Here is a 19,919-nt window from a genome sequence, read left to right on the forward strand (position 1 = left end):
CGTCAAGACTTCGGTAAAAATCCGTGCCCTCGACAACCGGCGCGAGCTGCTGCTCAAGGGCCCCCGCAAGGCGACGGTTCGCCCTCAATCAGCGGGACGCATGATCTCCAGGAAGGCCTTCTGCCGGCGCACGCTCATGCTGCGAAAGCGTTGCAGAAGGTCGAACTCGCGCGGGTCATGAGCGTAGCGCGGGTCGAGGTAGCTGCCGGATGCCCCGTTGGCATCGCTCGACGGCTCATCGGGCAAACCATCGACCAGCAGATCCAGGGATACCTTGAGCACGTCGCGCAGGCGGATGAGCGCGGAGAAGCTGGGCATCTCGCGATCATTCTCCCAGGCCGAGATGGAAGCCTTGGTGACACCTATCTCAAAACCCAGTTGCTCCTGGGTCAGGCCGGCGGCCAAACGAGATCTACGCAAGGATTTGCCGAATGCAGTCATGGGATCATATGCCGTCGCTGGTGCGCAGCAGTCTAGGGAGACAGTTATCGGCTGTCGTACGGCATTACTTGACCCGCAAAGTCATGAGATTCCATACTTCAGAAAACTTATTTTCCCTGTGACAATGGACGTCATGTCAACGATCACTCTGCTCCCCATCACCGTTCCTTCCAGCGCCATTGTCCGCAGCATGGCCAAGAGCCTGGCCGTAGGCCTGCTCGCCATTGCGCTCTACCTGGTCGGCGGTTGGCTCGAATACCTGGCACTGCTCATGGGCCTGTATTCCCTGGTCGGCCTGGTCTGGTACCCCTGGATGGAGCGACGCCTGCGCCATGCCCGGATCGTCTTCGACGAGCGCCAGATCCGCTGGGAAGACGGCAGCACCACCGAATACCGCGATGTCCTCGCACTGCGCTATCGCGACAACGGCCGACGCCTGGTCCTGCGTGCCCAGGATGGTGATCGCCAGATTGCGCTGCTGCATTACCGCCTAGATGGGGCTGCCAACGAATACGATTTCCTGGTGAGCCTGTCGAAGCGGGTTACGCGTCACAATCCAGGGGCCGAAATCGACATTCCCCTCACCTGATCCACACGCGCGCCAAAAGAAAAAGCCCCGCCAGATCACTCTGGCGGGGCTTTTTCATGGCTGACTCGGATCAGACCTTGGAGCGCTCGTAGCGCTTGCGGTCGTTCTCGTTCAGCAGTTTCTTGCGCAGGCGGATCGACTTCGGCGTCACTTCCACCAACTCGTCTTCGGCGATGAATTCCAGCGCCTGCTCCAGAGTGAAGCGGATCGGCGGAACCAGGGCGATGACCTCGTCTTTACCCGAAGCACGCATGTTGTCGAGCTTCTTGCCCTTGGTGGGGTTGAGCACCAGGTCGTTGTCGCGGCTGTTGATGCCGCACAGCTGGCCTTCGTAGATTTCGTCGCCAGGGCCGAGGAACAGCTTGCCGCGGCTCTGCAGAGTCTCCAGCGAGTAGGTCAGGGCAGTGCCGGTGGCCATCGAGACCAGTACGCCGTTCTGGCGGTTGGTGACTTCGCCGGCCTTGATCGGGCCGTAGTGGCTGAAGGTCGAGGTCAGGATGCCGGTACCCGAGGTCAGGGTCAGGAAGTTGTTACGGAAGCCGATCAGGCCACGCGCCGGGATGGTGTATTCCAGGCGGATACGGCCTTTGCCGTCGGGGATCATGTTGGTCAGATCGCCTTTGCGCAGGCCCATCTGCTCCATCACCGAGCCCTGGTTCTGCTCTTCGATGTCGATGGTCACGCTTTCGTACGGCTCCTGCTTCTCGCCGTCTTTCTCGATGATCACCACTTCCGGACGGCCGACGGCCAGTTCGAAGCCTTCGCGGCGCATGTTCTCGATCAGTACCGACAGGTGCAGCTCGCCACGGCCGGAGACCTTGAACTTCTCGGGCGAGTCGCCTTGCTCGACGCGCAGGGCCACGTTGTGCAGCAGCTCTTTGTCCAGACGGTCCTTGATGTTGCGGCTGGTGACGAACTTGCCTTCTTTACCGGCGAACGGCGAGTCGTTGACCTGGAAGGTCATGCTCACGGTCGGCTGGTCGACGGTCAGGGCCGGCAGGGCCTCGACGTTCTGCGGATCGCACAGGGTGTCGGAGATGAACAGCTCTTCCATGCCGCTGACGCAGACGATGTCGCCGGCCTGGGCTTCCTGCACTTCGACGCGCTGCAGGCCGGAGTGGCCCATGATCTTGAGGATACGGCCGTTGCGCTTCTTGCCTTCGTCGTCGATCGCGGTGACCGGGCTGTTCGCCTTGATCTTGCCACGGGCGATACGGCCGATGCCGATCACGCCGAGGAAGCTGTTGTAGTCCAGCTGCGAGATCTGCATCTGGAACGGGCCTTCGGCATCGACTTTCGGCACCGGCACGTGGTCGACGATGGCCTGGAACAGGGCATCCATGTTGTCGTCCATCTTCTCGTGGTCCATGCCGGCGATGCCGTTCAGGGCGCTGGCGTAGACGATCGGGAAGTCGAGTTGCTCGTCGGTGGCGCCGAGGTTGTCGAACAGGTCGAAGATCTGGTCGATGACCCAGTCAGGGCGTGCGCCCGGACGGTCGATCTTGTTGACCACGACGATCGGACGCAGGCCGGCCTTGAACGCCTTCTGGGTCACGAAACGGGTTTGCGGCATCGGGCCGTCCTGGGCGTCGACGACCAGCAGCACGGAGTCGACCATCGACATCACGCGCTCGACTTCACCGCCGAAGTCGGCGTGGCCGGGGGTGTCGACGATGTTGATGTCGTAGCCGTTCCATTTCAGCGCGGTGTTCTTCGCCAGGATGGTGATGCCGCGCTCTTTTTCCTGGTCGTTGCTGTCCATCACACGCTCGTTTTCGAGCTCTTTGCGATCCAGGGTGCCGGACAGGCGCAGCAGTTTGTCGACGAGGGTGGTCTTGCCATGGTCGACGTGGGCGATGATGGCGATGTTGCGGAGATTTTCGATCACGGAGGTGGTCTCGATTAATGATTCTGAAGTCGTTGGCAGCGCACGTTACGCAGCCAGGATGAACAAGGGGTTAATCCGCCGGTCAGTCGGGAGGCCGCCTGCGTCGGACTTCGGCGAGAAGCCGCGTGGTTCTAGCTCGGGCGATAGACGCGCACATTGGCATGCCCCTCGCTCAGCAGATGGTGCGCATGCAGGCGGCTCATCACGCCCTTGTCGCAATACAGCAGGTACTGGCGGTTGCCATCCAGGTCCTTGAAACGGCTGTTGATCGCATAGAACGGCAAGGCCTGCACGTCGATGCCGTCGAGCTGCAACGGCTCGTCTTCGCTGGCATCGGGATGGCGGATGTCGATGACGATCTGCCCCGGCAGCGCTTCGTTGACTTCCTCGACTTGCAGGTCCTTGCCCAGCTCGTCGATCACCCGGTCCACGGTCATCCGCGTGGCGCGCGCCAGGGCGCGTTCGAGGATGGCCATGTCGAACTGCGTTTCTTCGTATTCGATGCGCGAGCGCTTGGCCCGGGTCGTCGGGTTCACCGAGATCACGCCGCAATACTCGGGCATGTGCTTGGCGTACTCGGCGGTGCCGATTTCGTAGGCGGTGTCGATGATGTCCTGCTTGTGGCTGGCCACCAGCGGGCGCAGCACCAGCATGTCGGTAGCCGAGTCGATCACCGACAAATTCGGCAGGGTCTGGCTCGACACCTGGGAAATCGCCTCGCCGGTCACCAGCGCGTCGATGCGCAGCTCCTCGGCGATACGCGTGGCGGCACGCAGCATCATGCGCTTGAGCACCACGCCCATCTGGCTGTTGTCGACCTTGCCGAGAATCTCGCCGACCACTTCCTCGAACGGCACGCTGATGAACAGCACGCGGTGCGAGCTGCCGAATTTCTGCCACAGGTGATGGGCCACTTCCATCACGCCCAGCTCGTGGGCTCGGCCACCGAGGTTGAAGAAGCAGAAATGGGTGAGCAGGCCGCGACGCATCATCTGGTAGGCGGCGACGGTGGAGTCGAAACCGCCGGACATCAGCACCAGGGTCTGCTCCAGCGAGCCCAGCGGATACCCGCCGATGCCGTCGTGCTGGTGATGGATGACGAACAGGCGCTCATGGCGGATTTCCATGCGCACTTCGACTTGCGGCTGCTTCAGGTCGATACCGGCGGCGCCACATTGCTGGCGCAGTTGGCTGCCGACATAACGCTCGATTTCCATCGAGGTGAAACTGTGGGTCCCGGCACGCTTGCAGCGTACGGCGAAGACCTTGCCCGGCAGTTGCTCGGCGTAGTGCAGCTTGCACTTCTCCAGCACGTCGTCGAAATCGCCCAGCGGGTATTCGTTGATCTCCAGGAAATGGGCGATGCCCGGCGTACAGACCAGACGGTCGATCATCTGCTGCAACGCTTTCGGGTCCTCGATCGCGGTCTCCACTTCAAGGTTGTCCCACACGCCATCGACCCGCAGCGCAGGATCGAGATCGCGCAGGACGGTGCGGATGTTCTTCCCGAGCTGACGGATGAAGTGCTTGCGCACCGGCCGGCTCTTGATGGTGATTTCCGGGAAGACTTTGACGATCAGTTTCATGGAGAACAGTGCCCACACGAGGCGTCGAAAAACAGGGGCGCGGAGTATAGCGGAAATTGTTCAAGCTTTGACCAAAAACAATGATCACCTACCAGAGCGCAACAAAATGGTGCGAAGCATCGATAACAAGCACCAAAATGAATCACCCACCATCCAGCCAGCATGGCAATGCCCCCTGCAAAGCCTGTCTTTGAGGCCTTGCGCCCATTCCAGGGCACTGGCATGCAATTTGCTCCCTTGTGAGGCAGTGAGCTCTGGCGGACCATCCGCCCGGCTTGACCCGTATCCAGGGAGCATCCGTCAAACGCTCCCATATTTCCGGAGGACACCATGTCGAAGACGCAACAACTGATCAAAGAACACGACGTGAAGTGGATTGACCTGCGCTTCACCGACACCAAGGGCAAACAACAGCACGTGACCATGCCAGCCCGTGACGCCCTCGAAGACGATTTCTTCGAAGTCGGCAAAATGTTCGACGGTTCCTCCATCGCCGGTTGGAAAGGCATCGAAGCCTCCGACATGATCCTGCTGCCTGACGACAGCACCGCGGTTCTCGACCCGTTCACCGAAGAACCGACCGTCATCCTGGTTTGCGACATCATCGAGCCGAGCACCATGCAAGGCTACGACCGCGACCCGCGCTCCATCGCCAAGCGCGCCGAGGAATACCTCAAGTCCACCGGTATCGGCGACACCGTATTCGTCGGTCCGGAGCCCGAGTTCTTCGTCTTCGACGAAGTGAAATTCAAGTCCGACATCTCCGGCTCGATGTTCAAGATCTTCTCCGAGCAGGCTTCCTGGAACACCGACGCTGACTTCGAGACCGGCAACAAAGGCCACCGTCCGGGCGTCAAAGGTGGCTACTTCCCGGTTCCGCCAGTCGATCACGACCACGAAATCCGCACCGCCATGTGCAACGCCCTGGAAGAAATGGGCCTGACCGTCGAAGTTCACCACCACGAAGTGGCGACCGCCGGCCAGAACGAGATCGGCGTGAAGTTCAACACCCTGGTCGCCAAGGCTGACGAAACCCAGACCCTGAAGTACTGCGTACACAACGTGGCCGATGCCTACGGCAAGACCGCGACCTTCATGCCGAAGCCGCTGTACGGCGACAACGGCTCGGGCATGCACGTACACATGTCCATCTCCAAAGAAGGCAAGAACACCTTCGCGGGCGAAGGCTATGCCGGCCTGTCGGAAACCGCGCTGTACTTCATCGGCGGCATCATCAAGCACGGCAAGGCCCTGAACGGCTTCACCAACCCGTCGACCAACTCCTACAAGCGCCTGGTTCCGGGCTTCGAAGCACCAGTGATGCTGGCCTACTCGGCGCGCAACCGCTCCGCCTCGATCCGTATCCCGTACGTGTCGAGCCCGAAAGCCCGCCGCATCGAAGCGCGCTTCCCGGACCCGGCCGCCAACCCCTACCTGGCCTTCGCCGCCCTGCTGATGGCCGGCCTGGACGGCATCCAGAACAAGATCCACCCTGGCGATGCCGCCGACAAGAACCTGTACGACCTGCCGCCGGAAGAAGCTGCCAACATCCCGCAAGTGTGCGGCAGCCTGAAAGAAGCGCTGGAAGAACTGGACAAGGGCCGCGCGTTCCTGACCAAGGGCGGCGTGTTCTCCGACGACTTCATCGATGCCTTCATCGCCCTGAAGTCCGAAGAAGAAATCAAGGTGCGCACCTTCGTGCACCCGCTGGAATACGACCTGTACTACAGCGTCTGATCCCGGCCACGCGCCATTGAGAGAGGCCTCCTTCGGGAGGCCTTTTCCGTTTTGGGTATCGACGTTGAGGCAGGAACGGATATTCGTCCAATACCTGTTCTTACGCGGTGTGTTCAGACGTCATTCCCGCGAAGGCGGGAACCCAGATAAAAGACGCTTCTGGATCATTCCCCTTCGGGCCAGCGCAAGCGCTGTTCAGCGATGGAGCCGCTGTCCCGCCTTCGCGGGAATGACGGGGGATGACGAACGTCCGCTCCTACCTCAAAGCAATCGCCCAATCCTTTGCACGAACGCACGCTGCAAGGGCTACCTGCTTGCCAGTCCTGCGTGCAGATGCAAGGCTTAGCGGCATTCACCAGGAGAGTGCTCCCATGCGCGTGCTGACCGCTTGTCTGCTGTGCCTGATTTCACTGTCGGCAACCGCCGAGATTTACAAGTACACCGACGCCAAGGGCAATACGGTGTTCACCAACCAGCCTCCGGAAGGCAAGAACGTCGAGACCGTCAAGTTGCCACCGACCAATACCGTGCAGCCTCCCAGCTCCGCCAGCCATGCCACCGGCAGCGGCAGCGAGAGCAGCGGGATGATCCCGGCCCAGGCCTACAGGGTCTTGCAACTGAGCAATATCCCCAACGATGAAGCACTGCGGGTCAACAATGGCACCTTCGTGGTGCAGGTGGACATCCAGCCCGACCTGCAGCCCGGCCACAGCCTGCAACTGCTGCTCGACGGCAAACCTTACGGCGCGCCCAGCGCCAGCACGCAACTGCAGGTTTCCACGGCGGACCGGGGCGAGCACAGCCTGGCGGTGGAAGTGCGCCAGGGCAGCCAGCCCGTGCAGCAAAGCCCGACCGTGACCTTCACCCTGCAACGCACCAGCGTCAACGCTCCCGCCCGCCGCGCCAACTGACCCGCGAGACCCTATGCACCGTCTGCTGTTCGCCTGCCTGTTCTGCCTGGCCTGTTCCGTACAGGCCGGCGTCTATACCTACATCGACGCCGACGGCAATCGCGTCTTCACCGACCAGCCCCCATCCGGCAATGCCAAGCGCCTGGAAATGGCACCGTCGAACGCCATGCCACCTCCCGGCCCTTCGCCTTACAGCACACCGGACACACCCCAGCCACCGGCGATCCAGATACAGGTCTACCAGTTGTTGCGCATACTGATCCCCGAACCAGACGCCACCCTGCGCATCGACGACGGCAAACTGATCGTCACCCTGATCAGCGAGCCGAGCCTGCTGCCGGAACATCGCTATCGCCTGCTGCTCGACGGCACGCCGGTCAACGAGGGCAGCCGCAGCCCGGTGTTCCCGCTGGAGAATGTCGAGCGCGGCACCCATCAACTGTCGGCCGAGATCATCGACGCCAATGGCCGGATCATCGAGCGCACGCCCAGCCAGCCATTCCATATCCGCCAGACCACCCTGAGCGACAAACGCCGCAACAACCCCTGCCAACTTGACGACTACGGCGTACGCCCCGAATGCCCGCTGAAGGACAAGCCGGAACCGCCCAGCGACATCCCCTTCGTACCGTTCATATAAAGGCCGGCCACCAGCCGTCGAGCCCCGCAATCGCCCGCGCGCACCAAAAATGTGCAAAATGGCGCACCACTTTCGTTTATCGCCCCCGTTCTGGTTCGCACCGTTATGCGCTCACTGCGCCTGAAAGCAGCGAATACGGGAACATCACGCGTCTTTTCGGGGCTTTGGTTTGCTTTTTGCATTTTCCCATCCATTCCTGGATGCCCTGCCCATGACCATAAACGACGCACTGCACCGGCTGCTGCTGGACAACCTGACCACTGCCACGATTCTGCTCAATGGCGACCTGCGCCTGGAGTACATGAACCCGGCGGCGGAAATGCTCCTGGCCGTCAGCGGCCAGCGCAGCCATGGCCAGTTCATCAGCGAGCTGTTCACCGAATCCCCCGAAGCGTTGACCTCGCTACGCCAGGCGGTAGACCAAGGCCACCCGTTCACCAAGCGCGAGGCGCAGGTGACCTCGTTGAGCGGCAACACCCTGACCGTCGACTACGCGGTGACGCCGATTCTCAACCAGGGCATGACCTACCTGCTGCTGGAGGTCCACCCGCGCGACCGTCTGCTGCGGATCACCAAGGAAGAGGCGCAACTGTCCAAGCAGGAAACCACCAAACTGCTGGTGCGCGGCCTCGCCCACGAGATCAAGAACCCGCTCGGTGGCATTCGCGGCGCCGCGCAGCTGCTTTCGCGGGAGCTGCCGGAAGAAGGCCTGAAGGACTACACCAACGTCATCATCGAAGAAGCCGACCGCCTGCGTAACCTGGTCGACCGCATGCTCGGTTCGAACAAGCTGCCGTCGTTGGCGATGACCAACATCCACGAAGTGCTGGAACGCGTCGGCAGCCTGATCGAGGCGGAAAGCCAGGGCAGCGTGACCCTGATACGCGACTACGACCCCAGCATTCCCGACCTGCTGATCGACCGCGAGCAGATGATCCAGGCCGTGCTCAACATCGTGCGCAACGCCATGCAGGCCCTGGCCGGGCAAAGCGACCTGCGCATGGGCCGCATCAGCCTGCGTACCCGCACCCTGCGCCAGTTCACCATCGGCCACACGCGCCATCGCCTGGTGGCGAAGATGGAAATCATCGACAACGGCCCGGGCATCCCGCTGGAACTGCAGGAAACCATCTTCTACCCCATGGTCAGCGGCCGCGCTGACGGCACCGGCCTCGGCCTGGCCATCACCCAGAACATCATCAGCCAGCATCAGGGTCTGATCGAATGCGAGAGCCATCCCGGCCACACCGTGTTCTCGATCTTCCTACCCCTGGAACAAGGAGCCCTGTAACCATGAGCCGTACCGAAACCGTCTGGATTGTCGATGACGACCGCTCCATCCGCTGGGTCCTGGAAAAAGCCCTGCAACAGGAAAACCTGGCCACCCAGAGCTTCGACAGTGCCGACAGCGTGCTGGCCAAGCTGAGCCGCCAGCAACCGGACGTGATCATCTCCGACATCCGCATGCCCGGCGCCAGCGGCCTCGACCTGCTGGCACGCATCCGCGAAATGCACCCGCGCCTGCCGGTGATCATCATGACCGCCCATTCCGACCTGGAAAGCGCGGTGGCGTCCTACCAGGGCGGTGCCTTCGAATACCTGCCCAAGCCGTTCGACGTCGACGAAGCGGTGTCGCTGGTCAAGCGCGGCCTGCAACACGCCCAGGAACAGCAAGGCCTGGAAGCACCGGCACAACAGGCACGCACGCCGGAAATCATCGGCGAAGCGCCGGCGATGCAGGAGGTGTTCCGCGCCATCGGCCGCCTGTCGCACTCCAACATCACCGTGCTGATCAATGGTGAATCCGGCACCGGCAAGGAACTGGTTGCCCACGCCCTGCATCGCCACAGCCCGCGCGCGACCTCGCCGTTCATCGCGCTGAACATGGCGGCGATTCCCAAGGACCTGATGGAGTCGGAACTGTTCGGCCATGAGAAAGGCGCCTTCACCGGCGCGGCCAACCAGCGCCGTGGGCGCTTCGAACAGGCCGATGGCGGCACCCTGTTCCTCGACGAAATCGGCGACATGCCGGCCGACACCCAGACCCGCCTGCTGCGCGTGCTGGCCGACGGCGAGTTCTATCGGGTCGGCGGGCACACACCGGTAAAGGTCGACGTGCGCATCATCGCCGCCACCCACCAGAACCTGGAAACCCTGGTCCATGCCGGCAAGTTCCGCGAAGACCTGTTCCATCGCCTCAACGTCATTCGCATCCACATTCCGCGCCTGTCGGATCGCCGCGAAGACGTGCCGACCCTCGCTCGCCACTTCCTCGGCCGCGCCGCCCAGGAACTGGCGGTCGAACCCAAGCTGCTGAAAAGCGAGACCGAGGACTACCTCAAGCACCTGTCATGGCCGGGCAACGTGCGCCAGTTGGAGAACACCTGCCGCTGGATCACGGTCATGGCCTCCGGTCGCGAGGTGCATATCGATGACCTGCCGCCGGAACTGCTGACCCAGCCCCAGGAAAGCGCGCCAGCGGCCAACTGGGAACAGGCGTTGCGCCAGTGGGCGGACCAGTCCCTGGGACGCGGCCAGTCCAGCCTGCTCGACATCGCCGTGCCGGCCTTCGAGCGGATCATGATCGAGACCGCGCTCAAGCACACCGCCGGCCGCCGCCGCGATGCCGCCCTGCTGCTCGGCTGGGGTCGCAACACCCTGACGCGCAAGATCAAGGAGTTGGGGATGAATATCGATGGCGGCGACGACGACGGGGATGACGAGGCCTGAGCGCACCCCGCGGCGCACAATAAACACGCCGTTTCTCCCGCAAGGAAGAAACGGCGTTCTTGTATCGACCGAGCCTCACGACCCGTTCACGATCTCAGGCGTCAGCGTTATTGAAGCGGTCGAGGGCTGGACATTCGTGCGATAACCGCTCCTACGCGGTGTGTTTAGCCGTCACTCCCGCGAAGGCGGGAGCCCAGATGCTTTGAGTCTTCTGGTTTCAAGCGCTGTTCAGCGCTGGAGCCGCTGTCCCGCCTTCGAGGCTCCCAACCGGCTGCGACGTGTATTCACAATTGCCTTGATGCAGTCATTTAGCAGGCCGTTGAAAAACTACCTACGTTGGCTGGCCTTCGTTAAAAACCGCCTCAAAATGCTCATTTACAATACGTAAACTGCGCTTTTTCGGTGGTTTTTGCCTCGGCCATCCTGCCTCGCCTACGTTTTTCAACGGCCTGTTAGACAATCTCGCGAACAGGCTCTCAGTCGCGCTTGAGTGTTTTCACGCCTTGCGCCGTACCCAGCAACAGCAGATCGGCCGGACGCGCGGCGAACAGGCCGTTGGTGACCACGCCGACGATGGCGTTGATCTCGCGCTCCAGCGTCACCGGGTCGGTGATCTGCATATTGAACACGTCGAGGATGATGTTGCCGTTGTCGGTCTTCACGCCCTCGCGGTAGACCGGATCGCCGCCCAGTTTCACCAGTTGCCGGGCCACGTGGCTGCGCGCCATGGGAATCACCTCCACCGGCAGCGGGAAGGCGCCGAGCACCGGCACCAGCTTGCTGGCGTCGGCGATGCAGATGAACTGCTTGGCCACCGCCGCGACGATCTTCTCGCGGGTCAGTGCGGCGCCGCCGCCCTTGATCAGGTTCAGGTGCCCGTCGCTCTCGTCGGCACCGTCGACATAGAACTCCAGCTCACTGACGGTATTCAGGTCGTACACCGGAATGCCATGTTTCTTCAGGCGCTCGGCGGTCGCCTCGGAGCTGGCGACCGCGCCGTCGAAGACCATCTTGTGCTGGGCCAATGCATCGATGAAGAAGTTGGCGGTGGAGCCTGTGCCGACGCCAACCACGCTCTTGCTGTCGAGGAACGGGAGAATGTGGTCGACAGCGGCCTGGGCCACGGCCTGCTTGAGCTGATCCTGGGTCATCGCGAACTCTGCGCCTCAAGGAGAAACGGAAAGGCGCGGATTATAGCCAGGCGTGCGCGGCAACGGCTGCGTTTCATCGAAAAGCCCCACTGTTTCACTGTCTTTCGTGCCGACTGTCGGTGGCCGCGTCCGGGAGCGCTGGGGTAGACTCGACGGCCTACCGTGAACCGCCTGCGATGCCTGCCATGCTCGAACAGTACGTGAAGAAGATCCTCACCTCGCGCGTCTATGACGTCGCCGTGGAAACCCCGCTGCAACCCGCCCGCCAGCTCTCCGAGCGTTTGGGCAACCAGATCCTGCTCAAGCGCGAGGATCTGCAGCCGGTGTACTCGTTCAAGATTCGCGGCGCCTACAACAAGCTGGCGCAACTGAGCGACGAAGAGCGCGCCCGTGGCGTGGTCACCGCCTCCGCCGGCAACCATGCCCAGGGCCTGGCCCTGGCCGCCAAGCACATGGGCGTGAAAGCGACCATCGTCATGCCACGTACCACCCCGGAACTGAAGGTCCAGGGCGTGCGCTCGCGTGGCGGCAAAGTCGTGTTGCATGGCGATGCCTTCCCCGAGGCACTGGCCCATTCATTGAAGCTGGTCGAGGAAAAGGGCCTGGCCTATATCCACCCCTACGACGACCCGCACGTGATCGCCGGCCAGGGCACCGTGGCCATGGAAATCCTGCGCCAGCACCAGGGCCCGCTGCACGCGGTATTCGTGCCGGTCGGCGGCGGCGGCCTGATCGCCGGCATCGCCGCCTACGTCAAGTACCTGTACCCGCAGACCAAGGTCATCGGCGTCGAACCGGACGACTCCAATTGCCTGCAGCAGGCATTGGCCGCCGGCGAGCGCGTGGTCTTGCCGCAGGTCGGCCTCTTCGCCGACGGCGTGGCGGTGGCACAGATCGGCCAGCACACCTTCGACATCTGCAAGGAACACGTCGACGAAGTGATCACCGTCAGCACCGACGAAATCTGCGCGGCGATCAAGGACATCTACGACGACACCCGCTCGATCACCGAACCGGCCGGCGCCCTGGCCGTGGCCGGGATCAAGAAGTACGTCGAGCGCGAAGGTATCCAGGACCAGGCCCTGGTGGCCATCGACTCCGGCGCCAACATCAACTTCGACCGCCTGCGCCACGTCGCCGAACGCGCCGAACTGGGCGAGAAGCGCGAAGCGATCATCGCCGTGACCATCCCGGAGCAACCGGGCAGCTTCAAGGCCTTCTGCGAGGCCATCGGCAAGCGCCAGATCACCGAGTTCAACTACCGTTACCACACCAACAGCGAAGCGCATATCTTCGTCGGCGTGCAGACCCATCCGGAGAACGATCCGCGCGAGGCGCTGGTGGATAACCTGCGCAGCCAGGGCTTCCCGGTGCTCGACCTGACTGACAACGAACTGGCCAAGCTGCACATCCGCCACACGGTCGGCGGGCATGCGGCAGCGGTGCCCAACGAGCGCGTGTTCCGCTTCGAATTCCCCGAGCGCCCGGGCGCGCTGTTCAACTTCCTGACCAAGCTTGGCGGGCGCTGGAACATCACCCTGTTCCACTACCGCAACCATGGTGCGGCGGACGGTCGCGTACTCGCCGCGCTGCAAGTGCCGGAAGATGAGCGTCATCTGATCCCGGCCGCCCTCGATAGCATCGGCTATCCCTATTGGGACGAAAGCGACAACCCGGCCTATCGCCTGTTCCTGGGCTGATAGACCGCAATCCGGAGGCACGAATGGAACACTACACACTGATCAAGGTTCTGCACTGGCTACCGGCCGTGCTCCTGCTACTGGGCCTGCCAGCGCACACCTTCATGATCTGGAAGGCCCGGCGCAACGCCGACCCCGCCGTACTCGCGCGCAAGCTGCGTGTCACCCGACGCTACAGCCTGCCGGCCATGGGCGCGGTGGCGCTGAGCCTGCCGGTCAGCGGCTGGTGGCTGGTACACATCGCCGGCTGGCCGTTGAGCCAACTGTGGCTGCTGCTCGGCAGCGCCCTGTTCGCCTTGCTGATACTGTTCGGCTTTCTCCTGCATGGGCGCCTGGGCGACTGGCAGGCCCTGGCCGGGCAAGCCGCCTCGCCGCGCCTGCTGCGCTTCACCCTGGCCTATGCCGGGGTGATCCTGGCCCTGCTGCTGGCACTGTTCGCCGTGATGGGTGCCAAACCCGTCTGATGCGCATCCTGCTGATCGGCGCCTGCGGTTTCATCGGGCACCACCTGCTGTCAGCCCTGAGCGCAACAGGTCACGAGATCATCGCCACCTACAACGACAGCGCGCCCTGCGAACGGCCAGGGGTGCGCTGGCAGCGCCGGCGTATGACAAGGCACGTCGATGAGTTACCTGTTCCTGAAAATGCTGCACATCCTTTCCTCGACCCTGCTATTCGGCACCGGCCTGGGCTCGGCCTACTATGCCTGGCGCGCCTGGCGCAGCCGCAACCTGGAGGTCATTGCGGCGACCTTCCGCCATTTGGTCACCGCCGACTGGCTGTTCATCGCCACCACGGCGATCTTCCAGCCCCTGAGTGGTTTGTGGCTGGCGCACATGGCCGGCTGGCCGCTCAACCAGTTCTGGTTGCTGGCCAGCGTGGTGCTGTACGTCTTCGCCGGCGCCTGCTGGTTGCCAGTGGTGTGGTTGCAGATTCGCGTGCGCGACCTGGCCGAACAGGCAAGGCAGAACGCCCAGCCACTCGATGCCCGTGCCTACTTCTATATGAAATGGTGGTTCGCCCTTGGCTGGCCGGCATTCATCGCCTTCATGGTGATTTTCTGGATGATGGTCGGCAAGCCGCTCTAGGCGTGCTCCCGCTCAGCTTGAATGACGGCTTCGAGGCAGGAGCGGACGTTCACGCGATTATCGTTCTTGCACGGTGTGTTTAGCCGTCATTCCCGCGAAGGCGGGAACCCAGAAGCGCTTTTTTATTTGGGCTCCCGCCTTCGCGGGAGTGACGGTTAATGATCTTGAACGTCCGCTTCGGCCTCAATGCAGTCACACACCCATTGGATCAGTCGCGCGAACACTGACTTAACGCAGCGAAATCACCGGCCAACCGCGCTTGAGCGCCTCGGCATTCAGTTTCGGATCCGGGTCGACCGCCACCGGGCGGCTGACCTGCTCCAGCAGCGGCAGGTCGTTCATCGAATCGCTGTAGAAACTGGCGCCTTCCAGGCTCAGGCCCTGTTCGGCGAGCCAGCGGTTCAGGCGGGTGACCTTGCCTTCACGGAAGCACGGCACGTCGGTGGTGCGCCCGGTGTAGCGACCGCCGGCCATTTCGCATTCGGTCGCCAGCAGGTGCTCGACGCCCAGGCGCGCGGCAATCGGCGCGGTGACGAAACGGTTGGTGGCGGTGATGATCACCAGGGTATCGCCGGCCTGGCGGTGCTCATCGAGCAAGGCCTGGCCCTTGGCCAGGATGATCGGCTCGATGCATTCGCTCATGAACTGGGCATGCCAGGCTTCGAGCTGGCTCATCTCGGTACGGCCGAGAATCTCCAGGGTGAAATTGAGGTACTCGGCGATATCCAGGCGCCCGGCCAGGTAATCCTGATAGAAGGCATCGTTGCGCGCCTTGTAGGTGACGCCGTCGAGAATGCCGCGCTCGCACAGCCAGTCGCCCCAGGCATGATCGCTGTCGCCGCCAAGCAGGGTATTGTCGAGATCGAATAGAGCCAGAGCCACGTAGCCTTCCTCTTTTTGCCAGACATCGGAGCCGGGCAGGATAACGGCTTTGACCGGTCTTTCCCATTCCGCATGAGCCTGCGTTGCCGCTATCGCGAGCTTTGTGGAACAATGCCGGAACTCGCGTTGCCGGGGGCTGTTGGCCTTTTGCCAGAGTCATCGATGCTTCGACGAATCGCATGTTTCGTCAAAATCCCGATGCCCCCGCAACGTCAATGAACTCTAGGTGGTGGCCCGTGATCGATTCCGATGGTTTTCGCCCCAATGTCGGCATCATCCTGACCAACGATTTCGGCCAGGTCCTGTGGGCGCGCCGGATCAACCAGGATGCCTGGCAGTTCCCGCAAGGCGGGATCAACCCGCAGGAGTCCCCGGAGCAGGCGTTGTACCGGGAACTGAATGAAGAGGTGGGCCTCGAGCAGCAGGACGTGAAGATTCTCGCCTGCACCCGTGGCTGGTTGCGTTACCGTCTGCCCCAGCGCCTGGTGCGCACGCACAGCCAGCCGCTGTGCATCGGGCAGAAGCAGAAATGGTTTCTCCTGCGCCTGACCGGCTCCGAAGAGCGGGTGCGCATGGACCTGACCGGCAAGCCGGAGTTCGACGGCTGGCGCTGGGTCAGCTACTGGTACCCGCTGGGCCAGGTTGTGACATTCAAGCGCGAGGTTTACCGGCGCGCACTCAAGGAACTCGCACCGCGCCTGTTGGCGCGCGACTGACGGAAACGAGCATGCTCAACACGCTGCGCAAGATCGTCCAGGAAGTGAACGCCGCCAAGGATCTGAGGGCGGCGCTGACGATCATCGTGCAGCGGGTCAAGGAGGCCATGGGCAGCCATGTCTGCTCGGTCTACCTGCTCGACCCGGAGTCCAATCGCTTCGTGCTGATGGCCACCGACGGCCTCAACAAGCGCTCGATCGGCAAGGTCAGCATGGCGCCGAACGAAGGCCTGGTCGGCCTGGTCGGCACCCGTGAAGAGCCGCTGAACCTCGAACACGCCGCCAACCACCCGCGCTACCGCTACTTCGCCGAGACCGGCGAGGAGCGTTATGCCTCGTTCCTCGGCGCGCCGATCATCCACCATCGCCGGGTGATGGGGGTCCTGGTCATCCAGCAGAAGGACCGCCGCCAGTTCGACGAAGGCGAAGAAGCCTTCCTGGTGACCATGAGCGCTCAGCTCGCCGGCGTCATTGCCCACGCCGAGGCGACCGGTTCGATCCGTGGCCTGGGCAAACTCGGCAAGGGCATCCAGGAAACGCGCTTCGTCGGCGTGCCCGGTGCGCCGGGCGCGGCGGTCGGCACCGCGGTGGTGGTGCTGCCGCCTGCGGACCTGGAAGTGGTGCCGGACCGCACCATCGACGATGTCGCCGCCGAACTGCAATTGTTCAAGAACGCCCTGGAAGGCGTGCGTGCCGACATGCACCAGTTGTCGGCCAAGCTGGCCAGCCAGTTGCGCCCGGAAGAACGCGCGCTGTTCGATGTCTACCAGATGATGCTCGACGACGCCTCCCTGGGCAGCGAAGTGACCACCATCATCAAGACCGGCCAGTGGGCCCAGGGTGCCTTGCGCCAGGTGGTCAACGACCACGTCAAGCGTTTCGAGCTGATGGACGACGCCTACCTGCGCGAACGCGCCTCGGACATCAAGGACCTCGGCCGGCGCCTGCTCGCCTACCTGCAGGAAGAACGCAAGCAGAACCTCATCTACCAGGACAACACCATCCTGGTCAGCGAAGAGCTGTCGCCGGCGATGCTCGGCGAAGTGCCCGAGGGCAAGCTGGTCGGCCTGGTCTCGGTGCAGGGCTCGGGCAACTCCCACGTGGCGATCCTCGCCCGCGCCATGGGCATCCCCACGGTGATGGGCGTGGTCGACCTGCCCTACTCCAAGGTCGACGGCATCCAGTTGATCGTCGACGGCTACCACGGCGAGGTCTTCACCAACCCCAGCGAATTGCTGCGCAAGCAGTACGCCGAGGTGGTCGAGGAAGAGCGCCAGCTTTCCCAAGGGCTCAGCGCCTTGCGCGAACTGCCCTGCGAGACCCTGGACGGCCACCGCATGCCGCTGTGGGTCAACACCGGCCTGCTGGCCGACGTGATGCGCGCCCAGGAGCGCGGTGCCGAAGGCGTAGGCCTGTATCGCAGCGAAGTGCCGTTCATGAATGGCGAGCGCTTCCCCAGCGAGAAGGAACAACTGGCGATCTACCGCGAACAACTGGAGGCCTTCCATCCGTTGCCGGTGACCATGCGTACCCTGGACATCGGTGGCGACAAGGCGCTGTCCTATTTCCCGATCAAGGAAGACAACCCCTTCCTCGGCTGGCGCGGTATCCGCATCACCCTCGATCATCCGGAAATCTTCCTGGTCCAGGTACGCGCCATGCTCAAGGCCAGCGAAGGCCTGAACAACCTGCGCATCCTGCTGCCGATGATTTCCGGCATCCAGGAACTGGAAGAAGCGCTGCACCTTATCCACAGGGCCTGGGGCGAAGTGCGCGACGAAGGCGTCGACGTACCATTGCCGCCTATCGGCCTGATGATCGAGATTCCCGCCGCCGTGTACCAGGTGCGCGACCTGGCCCACCAGGTCGATTTCCTCTCGGTCGGCTCCAACGACCTGACCCAGTACCTGCTGGCGGTCGACCGCAACAACCCGCGCGTCGCCGACCTCTATGACTTCCTGCACCCGGCCGTGCTGCATGCGCTGCAACTGGTCATCGAGGGCGCGCGCGTGGAAGGCAAGCCGGTGAGCATCTGCGGCGAGATGGCCGGCGATCCCGCCGCAGCGGTACTGCTGCTGGCCATGGGCTTCGACAGCCTGTCGATGAACGCCACCAACCTGCCCAAGGTGAAATGGCTGCTGCGCCAGATCAGCATGAGCAAGGCGAAGGAGCTGCTGGCGCAGATCATGCGGATGGACAACCCACAGGTTATCCACAGCACCCTGCACCTCGCCTTGCGCAACCTGGGCCTGGGCCGGGTGATCAACCCGGCGGCGACCATCCAGTCCTGATGAAACGGCTCGCCAGCCTCCTCGCCTTCTCGCTGCTGGCAACCAACGCACACGCCTCGACCCTGCGCTGCGGCACCGGGCTCGTCAACGAAGGCGACTCGACCCACGAGGTGCAACGCATATGCGGCGAGCCGCTGGAGCGGCACGTGGAAGAGCCCGTGCTCAACCACGATAAAGGCAAGCTGCGCGGCAATCCGGTCAAGGTCGAGAACTGGATCTACGACCGCGGCAACGGCAGCCGCGCCTACCTGCGCTTCACCAACGACAGCCTGAGCACGATCGAAACACGGCGTTGAGTGGTCAGTTTTAAAGGCTGAAATGAGGCAGGAGCGGGCGTTTCGGTTTGCCGTCACTCCCGCGAAGGCGGGAGCCCAGATGCTTCGAGTCTTTTGGATTCCCGCCTTCGCGGGAATGACGAGTATTTCAACCGGCTGTGGTTTGTGGCCGCTCCTGCCCCTAACTCGCCTACGGTGGCGTCAGCACTTCACCGTTGTCGATGAACGCCCGGATGTTGTCGAACACCAGGTTTTCCATGGCCAGGCGGGTTTCCTCGGTGGCGCTGCCAATATGCGGCATCAGCGCGACGTTGGGCATGGCGAACAGCGCTTCGGGCACCTTCGGTTCGGCCTCGAACACGTCCAGGCCGGCGCCGCCCAGGGCGCCGCTCTGCAAGGCAGCGACCAACGCCGCCTCGTCGATCACCGTGCCCCGGGAAATGTTCACCACGATGCCCTGCGGCCCCAGCGCGGCCAGCACCTCGGCGTCGATCAGGTGGCGCGTCGCCGGGCCGCCCGGACAGGCCAGCACCAGGAAGTCGGCCCAACGCGCCAGCGCCAGCAGGTCGGCTTCATAGCCGTAGGCGCTCTCCGGGTCCTGGCGGCGGTTGTGATAGCGGATGCTCATATCGAAGCCAGCGGCACGCTTGGCGATGTCCTTGCCGATGCGACCGAGCCCGACGATGCCCAGGTTCTTGCCGCTGACCTTGCGCGTCAGCGGGTAGTTGCCCGACAGCCACTTGCCTTCGCGCAGGAAGCGGTCGGACGCCGGCAGTTGGCGTGCCGTGTCGATCAGCAGGCCGATGGCCAGGTCGGCGACGCAATCGTTCAGCACGTCGGGGGTGACGCTGACCTGGATGCCACGCTGCCGCGCCTCGGCTACGGCGATGGAGTCAGCGCCGACGCCGAAGCTGCAGATCGCCTTGAGGTTGGGCAATGCATCGATCAGCTCGACCTTGCAGCCGGCACGGGCAGACGTGGCGACGACCTCGAACGAGGCGCCCTGCTCGGCGAGGAACGCAGGAATATCGGCCTGCTGCCACAGCGGCGTGACGTCATGCTCGCGGGCGATGCGTTGGTTGAAGCGTTCGGTCAGCGGTCCGACCTGCAAGATACGGGTTTTGCTCATGAAGCCTCCTGTCGGGCGAGGGACGGCAAGCTGGAGCAGCCGCCCAGCGCAAGGGTCGCCTGCATTGTGCCGCACTTGGCTCGTCAGGTCCTGCCCCATGGCCCGCGCGATGGTTGGAACTCCAAACACTGCGGCTCAATCATATGTTCAGGCTACCAACGATGA

18 protein-coding genes are annotated in these 19,919 nt (G+C 63.1%); 12 read left to right on the forward strand and 6 right to left on the reverse strand.

The genetic code is table 11. From position 1 onward, the window contains the following. Positions 1 to 84: 84 nt before the first annotated feature. Entirely contained in the window at positions 85 to 441 is a 357-nt protein-coding gene (locus ACSZPK_RS01230) for a helix-turn-helix domain-containing protein (protein ID WP_437879579.1), read from the reverse strand. 133 nt (positions 442 to 574) lie between these two features. Here ACSZPK_RS01230 and ACSZPK_RS01235 point away from each other — a divergent pair, with 133 nt between their 5' ends. Continuing rightward, complete coding sequence (locus ACSZPK_RS01235) at positions 575 to 1,030, forward strand: hypothetical protein (RefSeq protein ID WP_437879580.1); 456 nt, start codon at positions 575 to 577, stop codon at positions 1,028 to 1,030. A gap of 70 nt (positions 1,031 to 1,100) precedes the next feature. Here ACSZPK_RS01235 and typA read toward each other — a convergent pair whose 3' ends face one another. Then, positions 1,101 to 2,918 (reverse strand): translational GTPase TypA, encoded by a 1,818-nt coding sequence (typA, locus tag ACSZPK_RS01240; RefSeq protein ID WP_437879581.1) that lies wholly within the window; start codon positions 2,916 to 2,918, stop codon positions 1,101 to 1,103. A 131-nt stretch (positions 2,919 to 3,049) separates the two neighbouring features. Then, a complete protein-coding gene (thiI, locus tag ACSZPK_RS01245) occupies positions 3,050 to 4,504 on the reverse strand; it encodes a tRNA uracil 4-sulfurtransferase ThiI (RefSeq protein WP_437879582.1) in 1,455 nt (484 codons plus the stop codon). Between the two features lie 330 nt (positions 4,505 to 4,834). Here thiI and glnA point away from each other — a divergent pair, with 330 nt between their 5' ends. From glnA to ntrC, 5 genes are all read left to right on the forward strand, one after another. Beyond that, on the forward strand, positions 4,835 to 6,241 hold the full coding sequence (gene glnA / locus ACSZPK_RS01250) for a glutamate--ammonia ligase (RefSeq protein WP_437879583.1): 1,407 nt from the start codon (positions 4,835 to 4,837) through the stop codon (positions 6,239 to 6,241). A 371-nt stretch (positions 6,242 to 6,612) separates the two neighbouring features. Beyond that, positions 6,613 to 7,152 carry a DUF4124 domain-containing protein gene (locus ACSZPK_RS01255; protein WP_437879584.1) on the forward strand — a complete coding sequence of 180 codons (540 nt, stop codon included), beginning with the start codon at positions 6,613 to 6,615 and terminating at the stop codon, positions 7,150 to 7,152. 13 nt (positions 7,153 to 7,165) lie between these two features. Then, positions 7,166 to 7,792 (forward strand): DUF4124 domain-containing protein, encoded by a 627-nt coding sequence (locus tag ACSZPK_RS01260; protein WP_437879585.1) that lies wholly within the window; start codon positions 7,166 to 7,168, stop codon positions 7,790 to 7,792. A gap of 211 nt (positions 7,793 to 8,003) precedes the next feature. Next, positions 8,004 to 9,083, forward strand: a complete 1,080-nt coding sequence (glnL, locus tag ACSZPK_RS01265; protein WP_437879586.1) for a nitrogen regulation protein NR(II) — start codon at positions 8,004 to 8,006, stop codon at positions 9,081 to 9,083. A gap of 2 nt (positions 9,084 to 9,085) precedes the next feature. Beyond that, positions 9,086 to 10,522: a nitrogen regulation protein NR(I) gene (gene ntrC, locus ACSZPK_RS01270; protein ID WP_437879587.1), complete on the forward strand. Its 1,437-nt coding sequence runs from the start codon at positions 9,086 to 9,088 to the stop codon at positions 10,520 to 10,522. 476 nt (positions 10,523 to 10,998) lie between these two features. Here the strand turns inward: ntrC and rpiA are convergent, their stop codons facing one another. Further along, entirely contained in the window at positions 10,999 to 11,673 is a 675-nt protein-coding gene (gene rpiA, locus ACSZPK_RS01275; protein ID WP_437879588.1) for a ribose-5-phosphate isomerase RpiA, read from the reverse strand. Between the two features lie 185 nt (positions 11,674 to 11,858). Between rpiA and ilvA the strand changes: the two genes are divergently transcribed. The 3 genes from ilvA to ACSZPK_RS01290 all read left to right on the forward strand — a co-directional run bounded on the left by ilvA (position 11,859) and on the right by ACSZPK_RS01290 (position 14,461). Next, the gene (gene ilvA / locus ACSZPK_RS01280) at positions 11,859 to 13,373 is read left to right on the forward strand and encodes a threonine ammonia-lyase, biosynthetic (RefSeq protein WP_437879589.1); all 1,515 of its coding nucleotides are present in this window, start codon (positions 11,859 to 11,861) and stop codon (positions 13,371 to 13,373) included. Between the two features lie 23 nt (positions 13,374 to 13,396). After that, positions 13,397 to 13,837, forward strand: coding sequence for a DUF2269 family protein (locus ACSZPK_RS01285; RefSeq protein WP_437879590.1), 441 nt, complete (start codon positions 13,397 to 13,399; stop codon positions 13,835 to 13,837). 159 nt (positions 13,838 to 13,996) lie between these two features. Continuing rightward, a complete protein-coding gene (locus ACSZPK_RS01290) occupies positions 13,997 to 14,461 on the forward strand; it encodes a DUF2269 family protein (protein WP_437879591.1) in 465 nt (154 codons plus the stop codon). 228 nt (positions 14,462 to 14,689) lie between these two features. On the opposite strand, the gene ACSZPK_RS01295 is transcribed toward ACSZPK_RS01290, so the two are convergent. Further along, entirely contained in the window at positions 14,690 to 15,343 is a 654-nt protein-coding gene (locus ACSZPK_RS01295; protein ID WP_437879592.1) for an HAD family hydrolase, read from the reverse strand. 236 nt (positions 15,344 to 15,579) lie between these two features. Between ACSZPK_RS01295 and ACSZPK_RS01300 the strand changes: the two genes are divergently transcribed. The 3 genes from ACSZPK_RS01300 to ACSZPK_RS01310 are packed head-to-tail and all read left to right on the forward strand — an operon-like array spanning position 15,580 to position 18,646. Beyond that, positions 15,580 to 16,059, forward strand: coding sequence for an RNA pyrophosphohydrolase (locus tag ACSZPK_RS01300; protein ID WP_437879593.1), 480 nt, complete (start codon positions 15,580 to 15,582; stop codon positions 16,057 to 16,059). Between the two features lie 11 nt (positions 16,060 to 16,070). Beyond that, the gene (gene ptsP, locus ACSZPK_RS01305; RefSeq protein ID WP_437879594.1) at positions 16,071 to 18,350 is read left to right on the forward strand and encodes a phosphoenolpyruvate--protein phosphotransferase; all 2,280 of its coding nucleotides are present in this window, start codon (positions 16,071 to 16,073) and stop codon (positions 18,348 to 18,350) included. Next, positions 18,350 to 18,646 (forward strand): DUF2845 domain-containing protein, encoded by a 297-nt coding sequence (locus ACSZPK_RS01310; protein ID WP_437879595.1) that lies wholly within the window; start codon positions 18,350 to 18,352, stop codon positions 18,644 to 18,646. Before ptsP ends, ACSZPK_RS01310 begins: the two co-directional genes overlap by 1 nt. A gap of 169 nt (positions 18,647 to 18,815) precedes the next feature. On the opposite strand, the gene ACSZPK_RS01315 is transcribed toward ACSZPK_RS01310, so the two are convergent. Then, positions 18,816 to 19,754 (reverse strand): 2-hydroxyacid dehydrogenase, encoded by a 939-nt coding sequence (locus ACSZPK_RS01315; RefSeq protein ID WP_437879596.1) that lies wholly within the window; start codon positions 19,752 to 19,754, stop codon positions 18,816 to 18,818. Positions 19,755 to 19,919: the final 165 nt, after the last annotated feature.

Origin of the sequence: Pseudomonas sp. LRF_L74, assembly GCF_965644255.1 — a bacterium.
In the GTDB taxonomy this organism is placed as follows: domain Bacteria; phylum Pseudomonadota; class Gammaproteobacteria; order Pseudomonadales; family Pseudomonadaceae; genus Aquipseudomonas.

Bases quoted from the DNA above. Each gene is read 5' to 3' on its own strand.
- rpiA (WP_437879588.1), bottom strand. From the start codon at position 11,673: ATGACCCAGGATCAGCTCAAGCAGGCCGTGGCCCAGGCCGCTGTCGAC.
- ACSZPK_RS01285 (WP_437879590.1), top strand. From the start codon at position 13,397: ATGGAACACTACACACTGATCAAGGTTCTGCACTGGCTACCGGCCGTG.
- ACSZPK_RS01310 (WP_437879595.1), top strand. From the start codon at position 18,350: ATGAAACGGCTCGCCAGCCTCCTCGCCTTCTCGCTGCTGGCAACCAAC.
- ACSZPK_RS01260 (WP_437879585.1), top strand. From the start codon at position 7,166: ATGCACCGTCTGCTGTTCGCCTGCCTGTTCTGCCTGGCCTGTTCCGTA.
- glnA (WP_437879583.1), top strand. From the start codon at position 4,835: ATGTCGAAGACGCAACAACTGATCAAAGAACACGACGTGAAGTGGATT.
- ACSZPK_RS01255 (WP_437879584.1), top strand. From the start codon at position 6,613: ATGCGCGTGCTGACCGCTTGTCTGCTGTGCCTGATTTCACTGTCGGCA.
- ACSZPK_RS01235 (WP_437879580.1), top strand. From the start codon at position 575: ATGTCAACGATCACTCTGCTCCCCATCACCGTTCCTTCCAGCGCCATT.
- thiI (WP_437879582.1), bottom strand. From the start codon at position 4,504: ATGAAACTGATCGTCAAAGTCTTCCCGGAAATCACCATCAAGAGCCGG.
- ACSZPK_RS01290 (WP_437879591.1), top strand. From the start codon at position 13,997: ATGAGTTACCTGTTCCTGAAAATGCTGCACATCCTTTCCTCGACCCTG.
- ACSZPK_RS01315 (WP_437879596.1), bottom strand. From the start codon at position 19,754: ATGAGCAAAACCCGTATCTTGCAGGTCGGACCGCTGACCGAACGCTTC.
- ACSZPK_RS01230 (WP_437879579.1), bottom strand. From the start codon at position 441: ATGACTGCATTCGGCAAATCCTTGCGTAGATCTCGTTTGGCCGCCGGC.
- ptsP (WP_437879594.1), top strand. From the start codon at position 16,071: ATGCTCAACACGCTGCGCAAGATCGTCCAGGAAGTGAACGCCGCCAAG.
- glnL (WP_437879586.1), top strand. From the start codon at position 8,004: ATGACCATAAACGACGCACTGCACCGGCTGCTGCTGGACAACCTGACC.
- ilvA (WP_437879589.1), top strand. From the start codon at position 11,859: ATGCTCGAACAGTACGTGAAGAAGATCCTCACCTCGCGCGTCTATGAC.
- ntrC (WP_437879587.1), top strand. From the start codon at position 9,086: ATGAGCCGTACCGAAACCGTCTGGATTGTCGATGACGACCGCTCCATC.